At 65.4% G+C, this 17,896-nt stretch carries 19 protein-coding genes; 11 read left to right on the forward strand and 8 right to left on the reverse strand.

Annotated elements, in window-relative coordinates; translation table 11 throughout:
- The first annotated feature begins 115 nt into the window (after nt 1-115).
- Complete coding sequence (locus BST15_RS06875; protein WP_046187697.1) at nt 116-991, forward strand: SDR family oxidoreductase; 876 nt, start codon at nt 116-118, stop codon at nt 989-991.
- 13 nt (nt 992-1,004) lie between these two features.
- On the opposite strand, the gene BST15_RS06880 is transcribed toward BST15_RS06875, so the two are convergent.
- Nucleotides 1,005-2,183 carry an AAA family ATPase gene (locus BST15_RS06880; protein WP_046187698.1) on the reverse strand — a complete coding sequence of 393 codons (1,179 nt, stop codon included), beginning with the start codon at nt 2,181-2,183 and terminating at the stop codon, nt 1,005-1,007.
- A 557-nt stretch (nt 2,184-2,740) separates the two neighbouring features.
- Here BST15_RS06880 and BST15_RS06885 point away from each other — a divergent pair.
- The 5 genes from BST15_RS06885 (at nt 2,741) to BST15_RS06905 (ending at nt 6,599) form a co-directional block, all read left to right on the forward strand.
- Nucleotides 2,741-2,980, forward strand: a complete 240-nt coding sequence (locus BST15_RS06885) for a redoxin NrdH (RefSeq protein ID WP_046187699.1) — start codon at nt 2,741-2,743, stop codon at nt 2,978-2,980.
- Between the two features lie 56 nt (nt 2,981-3,036).
- Nucleotides 3,037-3,495, forward strand: coding sequence for a class Ib ribonucleoside-diphosphate reductase assembly flavoprotein NrdI (gene nrdI / locus BST15_RS06890; protein ID WP_046187700.1), 459 nt, complete (start codon nt 3,037-3,039; stop codon nt 3,493-3,495).
- Complete coding sequence (gene nrdE / locus BST15_RS06895) at nt 3,462-5,633, forward strand: class 1b ribonucleoside-diphosphate reductase subunit alpha (RefSeq protein WP_046187701.1); 2,172 nt, start codon at nt 3,462-3,464, stop codon at nt 5,631-5,633. The genes nrdI and nrdE overlap by 34 nt, the downstream gene beginning before the upstream one ends.
- 100 nt (nt 5,634-5,733) lie before the next feature.
- Complete coding sequence (locus BST15_RS06900) at nt 5,734-6,081, forward strand: GIY-YIG nuclease family protein (protein ID WP_198528275.1); 348 nt, start codon at nt 5,734-5,736, stop codon at nt 6,079-6,081.
- A gap of 134 nt (nt 6,082-6,215) precedes the next feature.
- A complete protein-coding gene (locus tag BST15_RS06905) occupies nt 6,216-6,599 on the forward strand; it encodes a VOC family protein (RefSeq protein WP_082103978.1) in 384 nt (127 codons plus the stop codon).
- Between the two features lie 51 nt (nt 6,600-6,650).
- Here the strand turns inward: BST15_RS06905 and BST15_RS06910 are convergent, their stop codons facing one another.
- Together BST15_RS06910 and BST15_RS06915 are read right to left on the reverse strand one after the other, a co-directional pair.
- The gene (locus tag BST15_RS06910; RefSeq protein ID WP_046187703.1) at nt 6,651-7,037 is read right to left on the reverse strand and encodes a hypothetical protein; all 387 of its coding nucleotides are present in this window, start codon (nt 7,035-7,037) and stop codon (nt 6,651-6,653) included.
- Nucleotides 7,038-7,196: 159 nt separating this feature from the next.
- On the reverse strand, nt 7,197-7,583 hold the full coding sequence (locus BST15_RS06915; protein WP_046187704.1) for a DUF5997 family protein: 387 nt from the start codon (nt 7,581-7,583) through the stop codon (nt 7,197-7,199).
- 28 nt (nt 7,584-7,611) lie between these two features.
- On the opposite strand from BST15_RS06915, the gene BST15_RS06920 reads away from it, so the two are divergent.
- A complete protein-coding gene (locus tag BST15_RS06920; protein ID WP_046187705.1) occupies nt 7,612-8,325 on the forward strand; it encodes a LysR family substrate-binding domain-containing protein in 714 nt (237 codons plus the stop codon).
- Nucleotides 8,326-8,338: 13 nt separating this feature from the next.
- Here the strand turns inward: BST15_RS06920 and nrdF (BST15_RS06925) are convergent, their stop codons facing one another.
- Nucleotides 8,339-9,298 (reverse strand): class 1b ribonucleoside-diphosphate reductase subunit beta, encoded by a 960-nt coding sequence (gene nrdF, locus BST15_RS06925; RefSeq protein ID WP_046187706.1) that lies wholly within the window; start codon nt 9,296-9,298, stop codon nt 8,339-8,341.
- A 374-nt stretch (nt 9,299-9,672) separates the two neighbouring features.
- Complete coding sequence (locus BST15_RS06930) at nt 9,673-10,854, reverse strand: NAD(P)/FAD-dependent oxidoreductase (RefSeq protein WP_046187707.1); 1,182 nt, start codon at nt 10,852-10,854, stop codon at nt 9,673-9,675.
- Nucleotides 10,855-10,920: 66 nt separating this feature from the next.
- Between BST15_RS06930 and BST15_RS06935 the strand changes: the two genes are divergently transcribed.
- A complete protein-coding gene (locus BST15_RS06935) occupies nt 10,921-11,655 on the forward strand; it encodes a TetR/AcrR family transcriptional regulator (RefSeq protein ID WP_046187708.1) in 735 nt (244 codons plus the stop codon).
- Between the two features lie 9 nt (nt 11,656-11,664).
- Here BST15_RS06935 and BST15_RS06940 read toward each other — a convergent pair whose 3' ends face one another.
- Entirely contained in the window at nt 11,665-13,059 is a 1,395-nt protein-coding gene (locus BST15_RS06940; RefSeq protein ID WP_052751349.1) for a cellulase family glycosylhydrolase, read from the reverse strand.
- 223 nt (nt 13,060-13,282) lie between these two features.
- Between BST15_RS06940 and nrdF (BST15_RS06945) the strand changes: the two genes are divergently transcribed.
- On the forward strand, nt 13,283-14,257 hold the full coding sequence (gene nrdF / locus BST15_RS06945; protein ID WP_109370678.1) for a class 1b ribonucleoside-diphosphate reductase subunit beta: 975 nt from the start codon (nt 13,283-13,285) through the stop codon (nt 14,255-14,257).
- 39 nt (nt 14,258-14,296) lie between these two features.
- Complete coding sequence (locus BST15_RS06950) at nt 14,297-14,710, forward strand: DoxX family protein (protein WP_046187709.1); 414 nt, start codon at nt 14,297-14,299, stop codon at nt 14,708-14,710.
- A 5-nt stretch (nt 14,711-14,715) separates the two neighbouring features.
- Here the strand turns inward: BST15_RS06950 and BST15_RS06955 are convergent, their stop codons facing one another.
- Entirely contained in the window at nt 14,716-15,390 is a 675-nt protein-coding gene (locus tag BST15_RS06955) for a FadR/GntR family transcriptional regulator (protein ID WP_046187710.1), read from the reverse strand.
- A 48-nt stretch (nt 15,391-15,438) separates the two neighbouring features.
- Between BST15_RS06955 and BST15_RS06960 the strand changes: the two genes are divergently transcribed.
- Nucleotides 15,439-16,692 (forward strand): CynX/NimT family MFS transporter, encoded by a 1,254-nt coding sequence (locus BST15_RS06960; protein WP_109370677.1) that lies wholly within the window; start codon nt 15,439-15,441, stop codon nt 16,690-16,692.
- Nucleotides 16,693-16,788: 96 nt separating this feature from the next.
- Here BST15_RS06960 and BST15_RS06965 read toward each other — a convergent pair whose 3' ends face one another.
- Nucleotides 16,789-17,841, reverse strand: coding sequence for an NAD(P)-dependent alcohol dehydrogenase (locus BST15_RS06965; RefSeq protein WP_046187711.1), 1,053 nt, complete (start codon nt 17,839-17,841; stop codon nt 16,789-16,791).
- Nucleotides 17,842-17,896 lie beyond the last annotated feature (55 nt).

Below are 17,896 nucleotides of genomic sequence, written 5' to 3' on the forward strand. Positions count from 1 at the left end.
GAGGCCAACCACCCGCCAGCCGCGTACCCAACCTCTCAGGTCACAACAGCTAGCCCAGCCTCCCCAGCGGGGATTGCATGAGCGGTGCGCGGTACCGCCGGTATCGTCTGCATCCATGACACGCGTAGCGCAGTACTACCGGGGCAAGCGGTGCTTCATCACCGGAGCGGCGAGCGGGATCGGGCGGGCCACCGCGTTACGCCTGGCTGAGCACGGCGCGGAGCTGTACCTGACCGATCGCAACGCCGAGGGACTGGCGCAGACCGTCGCCGACGCACAAGCACTGGGCGCGCTGGTGCCCGAGCATAGGGTGGTCGACGTCGCCGACTATGACGACGTCGCCGCCTTCGCCGCCGACATTCACGCCCGACATGAGCCGATGGACGTCGTGATGAACATCGCCGGGGTGTCGGCGTGGGGCACGGTGGACCGGTTGAGTCACGAGCAGTGGCGAAAGATGGTCGACATCAACCTGATGGGCCCCATCCACGTCATCGAGTCCTTCCTGCCGCAGATGGTGGCCGCCGGCCGCGGCGGAAACCTGGTCAACGTCTCCTCGGCGGCGGGGATCGTCGCACTGCCCTGGCATGCGGCCTATTCCGCCAGCAAGTTCGGCCTGCGTGGCGTATCGGAGGTGCTGCGGTTCGACCTCGCGCGCCACCGCATCGGGGTCTCCGTGGTGGTACCCGGCGCGGTCAAGACCGGGCTGGTCCACACCGTCGAGATTGCCGGCGTGGACCGCGAGGATCCGCAGGTGGAGAAATGGGTGGGCCGCTTTGCCGGCCATGCCGTGTCGCCGGAGAAAGCGGCGGACAAGATCCTGGCCGGGGTGGCGCGCAATCGCTACCTGGTCTACACCTCCGGTGACATCAGGGCGTTGTATGCGTTCAAGCGGCTGGCCTGGCTGCCCTACAGCGTGGCCATGCGTCAGGCCAACGTGCTGTTCAGCCGGGCATTGCGGCCGTCGAAGGCCTCGCTGCGCAGCTCCTGAGCCGCCATAGGGCTCAGCGGCTGCCCCAATCCCAGGGCGGAGTGGTCAGCAGGCCCAGACCGGCGACCCGCGTCTCGCCGAAGTCTTTATAGACCTCTATCTCTGCGGTGTCGTGAGGGTCGGCCTCGGCGATCGGCACGGCGGCGAGCAGTTCCGGCATGGTGCGCGCGTGGGTGACCACCACGACCTGTGTCCTGGCGGCCGCGGCGCGGACGAGTTCGGCCAGCGGCGCCACCAGGTCGGGATGCAGCGACGTCTCCGGCTCGTTGAGCACCATCAGCGACGGTGGCTGCGGGCTCAGCAGGGCGGCAGCCCACAGCAGGAACCGCAGCGTGCCATCGGACAGTTCGGCGGCGCGCAACGGCCGCAGCATGCCCCGTTGGCGCAAGTGAAGGTCGAACATGCCGTCGTGGGAGCTGACCGACAGTGTTGCCCCGTCGAAGGCGGCCGCGATCGCACGGTCCAGCTCGTCGTCACCGGACTCGATGATGGTCTGCACCGCCGCGGCCAGGTCGGCGCCGTCACCGGCCAGGATCGGGGTACGAGTGCCGACCTGGGGCCTTCGCACCGGCGCGGCGGCGTCCACCCGGAAGCCGTCGTAAAAGCGCCAGTCCCGCAGCCGGTCGCGCACCGCAGCAAGCTCCGGGTGTGCGGCGGGGTGGGCGAATTCGGCGAGCACGCTGCGATACGTGGGCAGGGTCCGGGACAGTTCCTCGACACCGGAGTCCGTGTTGGCCTGCGCGAAAGCCCGGGTGCGGCTCACCAGGGTGGCACCGCGCCGCGGTACCGGTCCGGCGAACACGATCTCGCGTTTGATCTCCGGATCGTGGGCGAACGCCGACGCCTGTGCCGGGTCTTGTGGCAGTCCCAGATCGACCAGGTAGCCGAAGTCATCGGAGGCGAAACCCATCTCCAGCGAGACCACTCGGGTGCGCACGCTGCCCTGGGCGGAACCGCTGCGGCGCGCTTCGCCGAGTTGTTCGGGTCCGGCCCACAGCACCGACTCCAGGCCGCCTTCGCGAGCCAGCGAGCCGATCACCTCGCCGCGGCCGCAGTCGGCCAACAGTCGTAGCGCCCGGTACAGCGAGGTCTTGCCGGTGCCATTGGCCCCGGTGACGACGGTCAGGCGGCGCAGTGGCAGCACGACATCGCGCAGCGACCGGTACCCGCGTACGGCCAGCGTCGACAGCATGCCCGGAACGCTAGCGGGTCCCCCCGACGGGCGGGCAATCTCACGGCCCGGCGGGGCGCGGGGTCGGACGTGTTGTCGTCGGCACGGGAACGACCAGGAGGAGGCGCCCGTCGCCGCCGGGGAGCCGCCGGAACCCGTACCTGCCGCGATGCTCCGTATCGGGGCTCGGCGAGGTTTGCTGGCCGGCCGCTGGCGGTCGAGTGGCCCGGCCACTTGTCGGTGCCTAGTGGTAGACCTGCGGTTATGAGGAGCCGATTGCAAGATTGTGAGATGCGACACGCCGAAGCGGACGTGTTCACAGGCTTACGACCAGCGAATTTCAACAATGTCGTTCAGAACATCTAGTATTGAGCCCAAGGGATGACCACTAGGTGTAGTGTTCGGGGGACCGACAGGCCCGGGATCTTCCAGTCGTTCGGGCCGCGGCAATCGGCACCTATTGGGTGCCTCTGCCACGGCTCGGGAGCTGGAAAGACTGAAGTTCTGGCGGCCCACTGAACGTAGTGCCCCACCCGTCATCCGTTCGATGTCGACGATTCGCTGAGGAGCCTGCCGCCATGAGCATCACTGTCTACACCAAGCCCGCGTGCGTGCAGTGCAACGCCACCTACAAGGCGTTGGACAAAGAGGGCATCCCCTACGAGAAGGTCGACATCTCGCTGGACCCCGACGCCCGCGACTACGTGATGGCGCTGGGTTACCTGCAGGCGCCGGTCGTGGTCGCCGGTGACGAGCACTGGTCGGGCTTCCGGCCGGACCGCATCAAGGCGCTGACGGCGACCGCGCTCAGCGCGTAGCCGGGCGCAAGAGTCGGGTACGGGTGGAGTCTGACTGAGAGCTGAAGGGGGTCGCCATGTCTGCGGATTCTGACTGCAGCCTGGTGTATTTCTCCTCGGTGTCGGAGAACACCCACCGATTCGTGCAGAAGCTGCACCTTCCGGCAATACGGATCCCGCTGCACGGACGCATCGAGGTCCACCACCCCTATGTATTGGTACTGCCGACCTACGGCGGCGGACGTCAGCAGCCCGACGCGAACGAGGGCGGCTATGTGCCGAAGCAGGTCATCGCTTTTTTGAACAACGAACACAACCGAGGGTTGTTGCGTGGCGTGATCGCGGCCGGCAACACCAACTTTGGTGCGGAGTTCTGCTACGCGGGCAATGTGGTGTCCCGCAAGTGCGGGGTGCCGTACCTGTACCGATTCGAATTGATGGGAACCGACGAGGACGTACAAGCCGTCCGCGCGGGCTTGGCTGAATTCTGGAAGGACGAGGCATGCCACCGACCGCTGCAACTGCAGAGCAGGTAACCGCAAACACCCGCAGCGTTCCGGTGGGCGAGCTGGACTTCCACGCGCTCAACGCGATGCTCAATCTGTACGACGCCGACGGCAAGATCCAGTTCGAGATGGATGTGCTGGCCGCCCGTCAGTACTTCTTGGAGCACGTGAACCAGAACACGGTGTTCTTCCACAATCAGGATGAGAAGCTCGACTACCTGATCCAAAAGGAGTATTACGAGCGCGAAGTGCTCGACCAGTACTCGCGGAACTTCGTGAAGTCACTGCTGGATCGCGCCTACGCCAAGAAGTTTCGGTTCCCGACCTTCCTGGGCGCATTCAAGTACTACACCTCGTACACCTTGAAGACGTTCGACGGTAAGCGCTACCTGGAGCGGTTCGAGGACCGCGTCTGCATGGTTGCCCTGACCCTGGCTGCCGGTGACACCAAGCTCGCCGAACAGCTGGTCGATGAGATCATTGACGGCCGGTTCCAGCCCGCCACCCCGACTTTCCTGAACTCGGGCAAGAAGCAACGGGGCGAAGCCGTCAGCTGCTTCTTGCTGCGCATCGAGGACAACATGGAGTCCATCGGTCGCTCGATCAACTCCGCTCTGCAGCTGTCCAAGCGTGGCGGGGGAGTGGCGTTGCTGCTGACCAACATTCGCGAGCACGGTGCCCCGATCAAGAACATCGAGAACCAGTCTTCCGGGGTCATCCCGATCATGAAGCTGCTCGAGGACTCGTTCTCCTACGCCAACCAGCTGGGGGCACGTCAGGGCGCCGGGGCGGTGTATCTGCACGCCCACCACCCCGACATCTACCGCTTCCTGGACACCAAGCGGGAGAACGCCGACGAGAAGATCCGCATCAAGACGTTGAGCCTGGGCGTGGTGATCCCCGACATCACCTTCGAACTGGCCAAGAAGAACGAGGACATGTACCTGTTCTCGCCCTACGACGTCGAGAAGTTCTACGGGGTGCCGTTCGCCGATATCTCCGTCAGCGAGAAGTACTACGAGATGGTCGACAACTCGGCCATCCGTAAGACCAAGATCAAGGCACGGGAGTTCTTCCAGACCCTGGCCGAGCTGCAGTTCGAGTCCGGCTACCCCTACATCATGTTCGAGGACACGGTGAATCGGGCGAACCCGATCGCCGGCAAGATCACCCACTCCAACCTGTGCTCGGAGATCCTGCAGGTCTCCACCCCGTCGGAATTCAACGACGACCTGTCGTATTCCAAGGTGGGCAAGGACATCTCCTGCAACCTCGGCTCGCTGAACATCGCCAAGGCGATGGACTCGCCCGACTTCGGTCAGACCATCGAGGTCGCCATCCGGGCGCTGACCGCGGTCTCGGATCAGACACACATCTGGTCGGTTCCCTCGATCGAACAGGGCAACAACGAGTCGCACGCCATCGGTCTGGGGCAGATGAATCTGCACGGCTACCTGGCCCGGGAGCGCATCTTCTACGGTTCCGAAGAGGGCATCGACTTCACCAACATCTACTTCTACACCGTGCTCTACCACGCACTGCGGGCCTCCAACCGCCTTGCCTTGGAGCGGGGTCAGTCCTTCGCCGGTTTCGAGGCCTCCAAGTACGCCAGCGGAGAGTTCTTCGACAAGTACACCGAGCAGGTCTGGGAGCCCAAGACCGCACGGGTTGCTGAGCTTTTCGCCGACGCAGGCATCCGGATTCCGGGCCAGGACGACTGGCTCCGGCTCAAGGAATCGGTGATGACTCACGGGATCTACAACCAGAACCTGCAGGCCGTGCCGCCCACCGGGTCGATCTCCTACATCAACCACTCGACGTCATCGATCCACCCGATCGTGGCGCGGGTCGAGATCCGCAAGGAAGGCAAGATCGGGCGCGTCTACTACCCGGCGCCCTACATGAACAACGACAACCTGGAGTACTACCAGGACGCGTACGAGATCGGCTACGAAAAGATCATCGACACCTATGCCGCGGCCACCCAGCACGTGGATCAGGGACTGAGCCTGACGCTGTTCTTCAAGGACACCGCCACCACCCGTGACGTGAACAGGGCGCAGATCTACGCGTGGCGCAAGGGAATCAAGACGCTGTACTACATCCGCCTGCGGCAGATGGCGCTGGAGGGGACCGAGGTCGAAGGCTGCGTCAGCTGCATGTTGTGACCACTGGTCTCTGAAAGGCCGGGACTTTTGGTACCCCTCGGATCACCGGACGGAGGCCTGATCTACGGGGTCAGGCTCCGATCAGATCCGCGGTACCGCTATGTCGGCCTCACGACGAAAAGCTCGCAAGTACGACTTCGTTCAGCACCTGAAGGAGGCCGCCGCCGGGAGGAAGACGCCGTTCTACGACTGGTTGCGTAAGCAGGATCGCGACAACGTGATCGTGGATCAGCTCGATTGGGCGGACGGCCTCAACGAACTCGGTGAGGCCGAGATCGCTTGGATCGCTCTCCTTCGGCATGAGGGCCAGCCCTTGCAGAACATCGCGGCCGGTGGGCTTGGGCCGACGGGCGTGGAATGGACCGCGGAGATGCGGGAGGCGGCGAGGATCCGATCTACCGGCCGGAAGGTGTCAGCAGACCGCCGAGCAGCGGCCATAGCTGTCTGATTAGTCATCGTTGGAAGGTGCAAACGTCCGGCTCGCATCCACGACGAGGTCGCGCCGGAGGTGTAGAAGTTGGGTCGACCACCAAACCCGGCCACGCCTTGCCAAGCGGCAGTGGCTTGACATAGGAGAAACAGGTGACCCGCATCAGACCCTTTCTCATGTTTCAGGGAGGCACCGCCGCCGCCGCGATCGAGATGTACCTGGCCGCGATCCCGGGAGCATCGGTGGTCTCGTCGACCCCGCACCCCGAACCGGCCACCGGCATCATGCTGGCCGAACTCGACCTGGCCGGGCTGCGTGTGTTGGTCAGCGACAGTGCGATTGACCACGGCTTCGACTTCACCCCGTCGAGCTCGCTATTCGTTGACGTCGCCGACCGTGCGGAGCTGGAGCGGTTGGTGGCCGAGCTGGGGGAGGGCGGCACCACCTTGATGCCGCTCGGCGACTACGGCTTCTCCACCGCGTTCGCCTGGCTCAACGACCGATTCGGCGTGTCCTGGCAGCTCAACCTGCCCTGAGGTGGGCAGCTTCAGGTCAGGCCAATGCGGCCGGCGCGGTGCTCGTCAGGTCTACGGCGCAGGTGCCGGCTTGGCGGCCGGGGGGTGTTCCATGCCCGCCGGGCAGGGCTCACCAGCGGCGGTATAGAAGGGCTGGCCCGAAGGGGTGTAGCAGGGCGGCAAGCCGGCGCTCTGCTGCGCGGCGATGTCCTCACGCGTCGCGTGCGGCGCGTCGATCGCGCCGCCGACGGCGCCGGCAGTGGCGCCGATGACAGCGTCATTCACCAGCGCGCCCAGCAGGCCCGGGCCGCAGGGGCCGGGCACGACGACGGGTCCCAGGATGCCTGGGCAGATCTCGGCGTGGGCGTTCGGCGCCACCACGGTGGGCGCGATCGCCAAGGCGGCGACTGCCGTGGCAACCAGAACCAGACGATGTGTGACGCGGCGTTGGCCGTGCATGTCATGCCTTTCTGGTGGGGGGTGATCTCTCGCCACGCTACCCGAAACAAGATCAGTGTGCCCGGCATCGCCAAGGCTGATCGACTTCAGTGCGCGATGTCTTGGCTCGAATGAGCAACGGAGACAGTCGATTTGGCGAATCGCGTTGCGGCTCGTGAATCAGCTCTCGCGAGCCTGGTCGGCATGCAGCGCTTTGATACGGCGTTGCTCACGCAGGACTTCCTGGTAGCTCTCACGCTCGGCGACCAGCCACGCCGGCTTGTCGTTGAGCAGCTGATCAATCTGCTCAGTCGTCATTGCCTTGTCGACGTCGCCGCGGGTAAGCCCCGATATTGAGATGCCCAGCTTGGCGGCCACCAGGTTCTTGGGGTGCGGTCCGTTTTTGCGCAGGTCCTTGAGCCACTGGGGCGGGTCCGCCTGCAGGGCGGCGAGCTCGGCACGGGTGATCGCGTTCTCTTGGAACTCCGCTGGTGTCGCCGGCAGATACACATCCAATTTCTTGGCCGCCGTGGCGGGTTTCATGGACTGTGCGTTCGGCCTGCTCATGGCACCAGCCTATCGGTAGCCTGATGCGGTGAATCCGCCTTCCCTCACCCTCGGCTACGTCCCCGGTGCGACACCGGCGAAGTGGGCGCGGGTCTGGGCGGAGCGTCATCCGGCCGTCCCCCTGCTGCTCCAGGCCATTGACGCGGCGGACGCGCCCGACGCGGTGCGAGCAGGCACCGTCGATGTGGCGTTGCTGCGGCCACCGCCGGACGTTTCTGGGCTCTCGGTCATCCCCCTCTACGAGGAGACGACGGTGGCGGTGGTGCCCAAAGATCACGTCTTCACCGCCGTCGATGAGATCACTGTCGCCGATCTCCACGAAGAGCCCGTATTGCTTCCTGCCGACGACGTCGTCGGTTGGGCGCACGCTCCGGGGCAGCTGCTGGATCACCGTCCCGAAACAACTATGGATGCAATAGAACTCGTCGCCGCCGGGTTGGGTGCGCTGATAGTTCCGCAGTCCTTGGCGCGCCTGTATCTCCGCAAAGATCTCTGCTACCGCCCGATCGCCGATGCTCCCACCTGCCCGGTAGCACTGGCATTCAGCGAGGGATCCGCGGCGACGCTGGTCGAAGAGTTCGTCGGCGTGGTGCGCGGCCGCAAGGCGGGCTCGTCACGGGGCCAGGCGCAACCGGCGCCCAAGCGCAGCGCGCGGGAGAAGACCCTGGCAAAACAGGCCGCCCGCGCTGCTGCGGGCAAGGTGGCGCGTCAATCGGGCGGCACCCGGCGCGGGCGACGCTGAAACGTCGCCGCGTTCAGAAGTCCCAGTCGTCGTCGGTCGTGGGCTGCTGCGAGCCGATCACATAAGAGCTGCCGGAACCGGAGAAGAAGTCGTGGTTCTCGGCGGCCCCGGGGTCCAAGGCAGACATGATCTCGGCCGGCACCCGCGTGTCATCGGCCGGGAACAGCGGCGCGAGACCGAGGTTGGCCAGCGCCTTGTTGGCGTTGTAGCGCATGTAGGGAAGGACCGGCTCTGTCATGCCGAGCGGACCGTAAAGGTCTCGCGCATAGTCGATCTCATTGTCGTAGAGCTCCGTGAGCATCGAGTAGGCGAAGTCGGCCAACTCGGTGCGGCGCTGCGCGGTGGCGATCTGCATTCCCTGCTGGAACTTGTAGCCGACGTAGAAGCCGTGCACCGCTTCGTCGCGGATGATCAGCCGGATGATGTCGGCGGTGTTGGTCAGGATCGAACGCGAGGCCCAGTACAGCGGCAGATAGAAGCCGCTGTAGAACATGAACGACTCCAACATCACTGAGCTGATCTTCTTCTTCAGCGGGTCGTCGCCCCGATAGAAGTCGCGCACGATGTGAGCCTTGCGCTGCAGGAAGGGGTTCTCCCGCGACCAGGCGAACGCCGCGGTGATCTCAGGAGTCGAGCACAGGGTGGAGAAGATCGAGCTGTAGCTCTTGGCGTGCACTGACTCCATGAACGCCATGTTGGTGTAGACCGCCTCCTCGTGCGGGGTGGCGGAGTCGGCGAGCATCTCGATGCAGCCGACCGTGCCCTGCATGGTGTCGAGCAGGGTGAGGCCGGTGAAGACCCGGATGGTCAGGGTCTGCTGCTCGGGGGTCAGCGTGTGCCAGCTGGGCAGATCATTGGACAGCGGCACTTTTTCCGGGAGCCAGAAATTCGCGGTGAGCCTGTTCCATACGTCAAGGTCACGCTGGTCGGCGATCTCGTTCCAGTTGATGGCCTCGATCGGATCTGCGGTCACGGTTCAGCCCTCGAGCCCGCGTGCCGGACAGGTCGCGCCATGGGTGTCGGGGGAGCGAACAGCAGAGTGGCGATGGCCGAAGTCGGGGGTGGAATCTGGCGTTCGGTACACGGGCATGGCGTGGCTCTCCTCGTGCGGACAGGGCTCTGTGTTCACTACCGTAGCCGGAATTCGGCAAGCCGAACAAATACTTTTGGTAACCCGCAAATACCTGGTGAAGCGCCAAGGGTTCGCGGACACCCAGTGGGTGCCGGAGGCCGCCGTGTCGGGGTAAATGTGTCGAGCGTGCGGATTCCGTGGCGGCGGCGCGGGGACGGCCGCCCAAACGGCACACTCGACCGGGGCGGTAGGGCCTTCGCCCGCCGATCCGAACTTTAGAACCGGTGCGCCGGCCCCTCCTGGCCCTTGTAGAGCCGGGTCAGCAGCATGTTGCGAAACCGTGCGTTGTCGAGCAGCTTGAGACCGGCCTTGGCCACCGACGGGTTGCCCGCCAGCTTGTGAAAGAAGCGGCCGCGCTTGTATTCCTGGCCCCAGGCCGCTTCCATGCGCTGGGCGTAGTTGGTGAAGTCATCCGGCCCGCCGTTGGCCAGCGCCGCGACCGCGCACTCGCCGGCGGCCAACCCCGATTCCAGAGCCTTGGAGATTCCCGCACCCGAAGTCGGCCGGCCCGCACCCAAGGAGTCGCCGGTGAACAGCACCCCCGGGCGCCACGGCGGCCACGCGGTGAATCCCATCGGCAGTCGCCAGGCGCGCACCGTCTTGGACTGCTTGAGCTCGGTGATCGAGGGCAGCTCCCAATCGCGGGGCAACGTCTCCAGAAATTCGCCAAGGAAATGCGTGGCGTTGATGGCCTGCCAGTTCTTGTAGCTGTTGACGTAGCCCAAGCCGATATTGACCCGGCCCCCACCCAGCGGGAACACCCAGCCGTAGCCGGGCAGCTGGTCGCCGTGAAACAGCAGCTTCAGGTAGATATCGAGCGAATCGACGTCGGGACGCACGGCCGGCATCTCGGCGCGGATCGCGATCGCCGAATAGCCGTTGTAAGCCGAGTCGAGTTTGAGTGCCCGCTTGATCGGGGAGTAGGCGCCGTCGGCGGCGATCACCGCATCGGCGAGCACCTTCTCGCCGCCCTTGAGCAGCACCCCGGTCACCCGGCCCGTGTCGTCGAGGACCGGGCCCGCGGCCTCAGCGGACTGTCGGATCTCGGCTCCGGCCGCCTCGGCGTGCTTGAGCAGCAGCGTGTCCAATTCCGGGCGCCGTGCCACGTAGCCGTGGTCGGGCATGCCGGGCCGGCGGGGGAACGACAGCTCCCACTCGCTCGGGCTGAACACCTTCACCCGATTGACCCGGTGGAACTGGGAAACCTGCTCGGCGAGCCCCATCCGTTGCAGGTAGCTCACGGCGCGCGCGGTCAGGCCGTCACCGCAGGGCTTGTCCCGCGGGAACTCGGCCTTGTCCAAGACCACGACACTCGCGCCGGCCTGCCTTGCTTGCCAGGCGGCCGCTGACCCCGCTGGACCTCCGCCGACTACCGCAAGGTCGAATCGCTGCACCACAGCGGCGATGGTAGCCGACGGCCGGTCTGCCCAGGTCAGCGGCGGCAACGCTGTAAGGTGCTTGACGTGCGCGGAACGACGAGACCCAAGCCGGCCGAAAACGGTGGGCAGAAGGTCGATGCGCGTAGTGAGCGTTGGCGCGAGCACCGTAAGAAGGTTCGCAGGGAGATTGTCGACGCCGCTTTCCGCTCCATCGACCGGCTCGGACCCGACGTCAGTGTGCGCGAGATCGCCGAGGAAGCCGGAACCGCCAAGCCCAAGATCTACCGGCACTTCGCCGACAAGGATGACCTGTTCGAGGCGGTCGGGGCGCGGCTGCGTGACGACCTCTGGGCGGCGATCTTCGCCTCCATCGATGTTGCCACCAACTCACTGCGCGACATCGTTCGGCGCAGCGTCGAGGAATACGTGACCCTGGTCGACGAGCACCCCAACGTGCTGCGGTTCTTCATTCAGGGGCGGGCGCGCGCTCAGTCCGAGTCGAGGGTGCGGGCGCTCAACGAAGGCCGGACGATCACTTTGGCGATGGCCGAGATGATCAACAGCGAGCTGCAGGATCTGGAACTCAATCGAGGGGCTCTGGAGCTGGCCGCCTTCGCGGCTTTCGGCAGCGCGACCTCGGCGACCGACTGGTGGCTGGGTCCGGAATTGGACAGCCCGCGGCGCATGCCCCGCGACACATTCGTCGATTACCTGACGACGATCATGATCAGCGTCGTCGCCGGTACCGCCGAGAATCTCGGCATCGTCATGGACCCCGATCAGCCGATACACCAGGCCGGGCACAAGCAGACCGCCTGAGCTGCTTGATCAGAAGCCCAGGTCCAGCAACACGCCAATGGCATCCAGGGCCAGCGGTTTGGTGGCTTCCAGGAATTCGGTGGTGGAGGCCGTGATGAAGTCCGACATCGCGGTGAACGCCTGCTGCAAGGGCTCGGGCAACACTTGGTAGAACGCCTCAAAGATCGCGTTGGGAATGATCAGGGCCTGATTGATCAGGCCGGCGGCGATCGAGGCCAGCTGCAGGTAAACCACTTCGGCCTCGGGCAGCAGCGGCGCGCTGTAGTCAGGCAGGGCGCCGCTGTCCTTGGCCGCGATCAGGGCGGCCAACACCTCGGCAGCTGACTTGGGCGTGCCGTCGTCGGTGAACAGACCGAAATTCGCCTCATGGTTGAGCATTCCGGTGGCGACGTCCTGGCCGCTGTAGATGAAGGCCGGTCCGGCGAACGGGAGCTTGGACCAAGCGACCAGGAAGTCTTCGAGGAAATTGGCTTGTACGTCTTCGCTCACACCGAAGACCGGGGTGGTGGCGTTGCCATACTCGGTGGCCCAGATCTTCAGATCGCCGTCACCGTTGGCGGCCATGATGGCGTTCAATGCCTGGACCTGTTCCCAGGGCGAGTTGGTCACTCCCACCCCTGCGGAGAACGGCAGCGTGTAGTGGTAGGGGTGGTAGCTGACCGCGTCGAAATAGCCCTGCGCCCCACTGGCATACATCTGCTCAAGGAACTCTTGGGGGCTGACGCTGAGCCCGGCGATGGTGGTGGTCGCACCCAATGCACCGGCCAGCACGGTCACATCGGGGTCTACCTCTTTGATCGCGGTATAGGCGGCCTGGAGCACGGTGGTGTAGGTCTCGGCGCTGACCGGGGCGTAGAAGATCACCCCGTTGGGCTCGTTCCAGATCTCATAGGTCGAGATCTCGCCGCTGTAGCGTTGCGCGACCTCCGCGGCGAACGCGGCATACGCCGCCGGGTCCGGTGCTCCCGCGATCGGCGTCCCTCCCCAGACGGGATTCCCGGTGATCGCGGCGGTGATGGAGAAACCCATGGAATGCGCGGTGTTGATCACGCTGTCCATCTGGTTCCAGTCATAGGTGGTGGCGGTGGGCTGGATGTAGATCCAGGGCACGCCCAAGCGCAGGTCGGTGACCCCGAGATCGCGTATCTGGCTGAGCTGGGCGACCAGATCTGCCTCGTTCAGCGTGTACAGGTTGGAGTCCGCGACGCCGAAAACTTGGGTGGCGACGTCAGTGGTCTCGGCGTTGACGAGCGTGATCGTCTCGAGGTGGATCGCCTGCGGTGCCGTGATCGGTGAGGCGGTGACCGGATCTGGCGGTACGACGCCGGCGGCCCCGGTCAGGGTGGAGACGGCCAGCAGGGCCGCGGCCAGTGCCGTGTGGATGCGGCGCAGGGATCTCAACACAGGTACCGCCTCGACAGTCGATGGTCACGGTGAGCGTATCGCCGATACCGCCGGAATTTCAGGCCAAGCTGACGGTAATCTCAGCTGCGTCCAGGGTGTGGCGGGCTGGTGTCCGGAATCGGAGAAGCGACACGGCAACACAAGAACTTGTGTTGCGGCCCGTCGTCTCACCCCAGGGGTAGTGTCGAAAGCCTAGATTTTCCGCAGGTGAAATGGGGTTCTGGTGTCCGAAAATGTGAAGCTGATCGACCGCACTTCGGCCATCAACTGGAACCGAGTGCACGACGACAAGGACGCCGAGGTCTGGGACCGCCTGACCGGCAACTTCTGGCTGCCGGAGAAGGTGCCGGTCTCCAACGACCTGCCGTCGTGGGGAACCCTGACCGACCACGAGAAGCAACTCACCATGCGGGTGTTCACCGGGCTGACCCTGCTGGACACCATCCAGGGCACCGTTGGCGCCGTGAGTTTGATCCCGGACTCGCTGACCCCGCACGAGCAGGCGGTCTACACCAACATCGCGTTCATGGAGTCGGTGCACGCCAAGAGTTACAGCCAGATCTTCTCCACGCTGTGCTCGACCAGCGAGATCGACGACGCGTTCCGCTGGTCGGAGGAGAACCCGAACCTGCAGCGCAAGGCCGAGATCGTCATGCAGTACTACCGGGGCGACGAGCCGCTCAAGCGCAAGGTGGCCTCGACGCTGCTGGAGAGCTTCCTGTTCTATTCGGGCTTCTATCTGCCGATGTACTGGTCGAGCCGTGCCAAGCTGACCAACACCGCCGACATGATCCGGCTGATCATTCGCGACGAAGCGGTGCACGGCTACTACATCGGTTACAAGTACCAGCGGGGCCTGGCCCTGGTCGACGAGGCCAAGCAGCTGGAGCTCAAGGAGTACACCTACGACCTGCTCTACGAGCTCTACGAGAACGAGGTCGAGTACACCCAGGACCTCTACGACGACGTCGGCCTGACCGAGGACGTCAAGAAGTTCCTGCGCTACAACGCCAACAAGGCGCTGATGAACCTCGGCTATGAGGCGCTGTTCCCGCGCGAGGAGACCGACGTGAACCCGGCGATCCTGTCGGCGCTGTCGCCCAACGCCGACGAGAACCACGACTTCTTCTCTGGTTCGGGATCGTCGTACGTCATCGGTAAGGCCGTGGTCACCGAAGACGAGGACTGGGAGTTCTGAGCGACGGCACAGGTCGGCTCTTGAGATCAGGAGGCCATCATGAGCACCAACGTTGACCACACCACGCCGCGCCGTTCCCGGGCGTGGATCGCCGGAGCGGTGATCACGGGCCTGCTGGGGGTGTTCTTCGCCTTCGACGCCATCCCGAAGATTCTGGGTGTGTCGTTTGCCCGCGAAGCCGTGGAAGGACTTGGCTTCTCCCCGGACAAGACCGCGGTGATCGGCTGGGTCCTATTGGTGTGCCTGGTTCTCTTCCTGATTCCCCGCACCGCGGTGCTGGGGGCGCTGGGCCTGACCGCATACCTTGGCGGCGCGGTGACGATCAACCTGCATGCCGACGAGTTGCCGGTTGTTCCGATCGTGATGGCGGTGGGTATCGGAGTGCTGACATGGATCGGGCTGATCCTGCGGCGCCCGGAGTTGCTGAGCGTGCTGGGGCTGCGGCGCGACTGAGCGACTCAGTCCGGCGGCAATTGCTCCAACAGTTCGTCGAGGAAGCCGCCGGCCTCGCGCCCGGCGCCTTCGACGTCCGCGGCGGCGATAGCCTCGACCAGGCCCCGATGCCGAATCTGGTCGGCCTCCACCGGTTTTGCGCTTGTCGTGGCCACGCTGGCCATCAGCACCTCCGTGAGCCCGCAGTACAACTCCGTCAACACCGGATTGTGCGAGCACCGGACCACCGCGAGATGGAAATCGGTATCGGCGCGGACGAAGTCGTCGTGCCGACCCTGCTGCTGATAGTCGTCGCGTCGGTCTAACAATGTGCGCAGCTCGGCCAGATCCTCCTCGGTGCGGGCGGCTGCGGCCAGGCGCGCGCCCTCCACCTCCAGGCAACGTCGCACCTGTAGGACGTCGCGCAGCTCGGGGCCACACAGCCGGCGCACGGCGCCGGAGACCTCGCTGGTCGCACGTACGTAGGTCCCGTCGCCCTGACGAACCTCCAGGATGCCGCTGTGGGCCAGCGCTCGCACCGCCTCGCGCACGGTGTTGCGGCCGACGCCGAGCGCCTCAGCGAGCTCGGGTTCTGGCGGGATACGTGAGTCGACCGGCCATTCGCCGCCGGTGACCGAGGCGCGCAGCTGTTCGATCACCTGATCTACCAGACCGGTGCGGCGGGTGGTGACCAACGGCACAGCGTCCTCCCTTCATCCAATCATCGGATGTATGCGATCCTACGTTAGGTGACCCGCACACCCCGCACCGAAACGCGCGGCGGCTACGAACATGACCTCGAACTGGAGCTCGAGGGCGCCGCCGAGTTCCGGCCTGCGACGAAGGTGGCCGGCGGCGCTCTGCTGACCGTCGCGGTGGTGTTGACCGCGCTCAACCTGCGCCCCGCCATCACCAGCGTCGGCCCGCTGCTCCCCGAGATCCGGGCCGCGTTGGGCACCTCCGACACGTGGGCCGGGGTTCTGACCACATTGCCGGGCCTGTGTTTCGCCGGAGCCGGCCTGGCGGCGCCCTGGCTGTCCCGCCGGATCGGATTGGGCCGCACCGTCTCAGCGGCACTGCTCACGCTCGTCGCAGGACTGCTGATCCGGGTGTGCGATGGGCCCCTGGTGGTCCTGGGCGGCACCCTCGTGGCGACCGCTGGAATCGCGTTGATCAACGTGTTGATCCCCGTGATCATTCGAGGGTCTTTTCCTGCGCAGGTCGGGTTGATGACCGGGATCTACACCGCGGCACTGCAAGGGGGAGGGGCGCTGGGTTCGGCGGTCACCCCCGTCCTCGACGGCGCCCTGGGGGGCTGGCGATCGGCTCTGGGAGCGTGGAGTGCACTGGCCTTGCTGGCGCTGGCCGCCTGGGTGGTCGGCGCCCGCGGCTTCGAGCGGCCTGACGCGTCCGCGCCGACGGCGCTGGCCAAGGGGCGATCGCTGCTCCGCAGCAAACTGGCCTGGACCGTCACCCTGTTCTTCGGCACCCAATCGTTCCTCGCCTACGTGGTGATGGGCTGGCTGCCCGAGGTGCTCATAGACAACGGAACCAGCGAGACGCGCGCCGGCCTGTTGCTCGGGCTCATCTCGCTGATTGCGGTGCCGATCAGTCTGATCGTGTCGCCGCTGGCCGCACGTCGTGAAAGCCAGAGCGGTTGGATCGTCGGGCTGGGTGTCCTCGGAATTGCGGGCATGCTCGGCCTGCTGATCGCGCCGGCGGCCGCACCCCTGCTGTGGAGCGTGCTGGTGGGCCTGGGGATGAGCGTCTTCTCGTTGGCGCTCACCGTGATTGCGCTGCGCGCCCGCGACGCTCAGGACACTGCGAACCTGTCGGGCATGGCGCAGGGCTTCGGCTATCTGCTTGCCGGTATCGGCCCGTTCCTGTTCGGCCTGCTCCATCATGTGAGCGGCGGGTGGACCGTGCCCTGGTTGATGATGCTGGCCGTCTACCTGGTGCAGACCCTGGCGGGCGCACTGGCCGGACGTAACCGCTACGTGTAAGCGACGCACTTCACCGAACGTGCACTCAGACCGGCGATTGCGCGAATATTTCGGTCTCAGTGCACGTTCGGCGAGGGGCTGGGTGAAGCTCGGGTGCTAGGTGCTCCGCAACGACTCGGTGTCGATGACGAAGCGGTAGCGCACGTCGGAGGCCAGGACCCGCTCGTAGGCGGTGTTGATGTAGTCCGGCTCGATCACCTCGATCTCGGGGCGCACATCGTGCTGGGCGCAGAAGTCCAACATCTCCTGCGTCTCTGCGATGCCGCCGATCATCGATCCCGAGAGGCTGCGCCGCATGCCCGCCAGCGGAAACGGCGGCACGGACATGTCGTGCTCGGGCATGCCCAGCTCCACCAGCGTGCCGTCGACCTTGAGCAGATTCAGGTAGGCGCCCAGGTCCAGGTTGGCCGAGACGGTGTTGAGGATGACGTCGAAGTTCATCCGCAGCTTCTTGAAGGTGTCGCGGTCTGAGGTGGCGTAGTAGTGCTGCGCACCCAGACGCAAGCCGTCTTCCATCTTCTTCAGCGACTGCGACAGCACCGTGACCTCGGCGCCCATCGCGACGCCGAGCTTCACGCCCATATGGCCCAAGCCGCCCAGTCCGATCACCGCGATCCGCTTGCCGGGGCCGGCATTCCAGTGCCGCAGCGGCGAATACAGGGTGATACCGGCGCACAGCAGCGGTGCGGCGGCATCGAGTGGGATGCCGTCGGGGATGCGCAACACGTAGCTCTCATCGACGACGATCGCCCCGCTGTAGCCGCCGTAGGTCGGCTGGCCGTCGCGGCCCACGGCGTTGTAGGTGCCCACCATTCCGCTACCGGTGCAGTACTGCTCCAGCCCGGCCTCGCAACTGGCACATGCGCGGCAGGAGTCGACGAAGCAGCCGACGCCGACGTGGTCACCGACCTTGAACTTCGTCACCTCGGACCCGACCGCGGTCACGACGCCGGCGATCTCGTGGCCGGGCACCACCGGATAGCGCGGGCGGCCCCACTCACCCTTGACGGTGTGAATGTCGGAGTGACAGATACCGGCGAACGCGATGTCGAACGCAACATCGTGCGGACCGGGGTCCCGCCGGGTGATGGTGGTCTTGGTCAGCGGCGCGTCGGACGCGGTGGCGGCATAGGCGGAAACGGTGCTCATCGTCGAATAAACCTCTTCGGATCTGCGCGGGAATCAAAAAAGATAGTCTAGCAAA

It is taken from the genome of Mycolicibacter arupensis (genome assembly GCF_002086515.1).
GTDB lineage: Bacteria > Actinomycetota > Actinomycetes > Mycobacteriales > Mycobacteriaceae > Mycobacterium > Mycobacterium arupense.

Excerpts from the sequence above, each read along its gene's own strand:
- BST15_RS06875 (WP_046187697.1), top strand. The coding sequence starts at position 116 with ATGACACGCGTAGCGCAGTACTACCGGGGCAAGCGGTGCTTCATCACC.
- BST15_RS06880 (WP_046187698.1), bottom strand. The coding sequence starts at position 2,183 with ATGCTGTCGACGCTGGCCGTACGCGGGTACCGGTCGCTGCGCGATGTC.
- BST15_RS06885 (WP_046187699.1), top strand. The coding sequence starts at position 2,741 with ATGAGCATCACTGTCTACACCAAGCCCGCGTGCGTGCAGTGCAACGCC.
- nrdI (WP_046187700.1), top strand. The coding sequence starts at position 3,037 with ATGTCTGCGGATTCTGACTGCAGCCTGGTGTATTTCTCCTCGGTGTCG.
- nrdE (WP_046187701.1), top strand. The coding sequence starts at position 3,462 with ATGCCACCGACCGCTGCAACTGCAGAGCAGGTAACCGCAAACACCCGC.
- BST15_RS06900 (WP_198528275.1), top strand. The coding sequence starts at position 5,734 with ATGTCGGCCTCACGACGAAAAGCTCGCAAGTACGACTTCGTTCAGCAC.
- BST15_RS06910 (WP_046187703.1), bottom strand. The coding sequence starts at position 7,037 with ATGCACGGCCAACGCCGCGTCACACATCGTCTGGTTCTGGTTGCCACG.
- BST15_RS06915 (WP_046187704.1), bottom strand. The coding sequence starts at position 7,583 with ATGAGCAGGCCGAACGCACAGTCCATGAAACCCGCCACGGCGGCCAAG.
- BST15_RS06950 (WP_046187709.1), top strand. The coding sequence starts at position 14,297 with ATGAGCACCAACGTTGACCACACCACGCCGCGCCGTTCCCGGGCGTGG.
- BST15_RS06965 (WP_046187711.1), bottom strand. The coding sequence starts at position 17,841 with ATGAGCACCGTTTCCGCCTATGCCGCCACCGCGTCCGACGCGCCGCTG.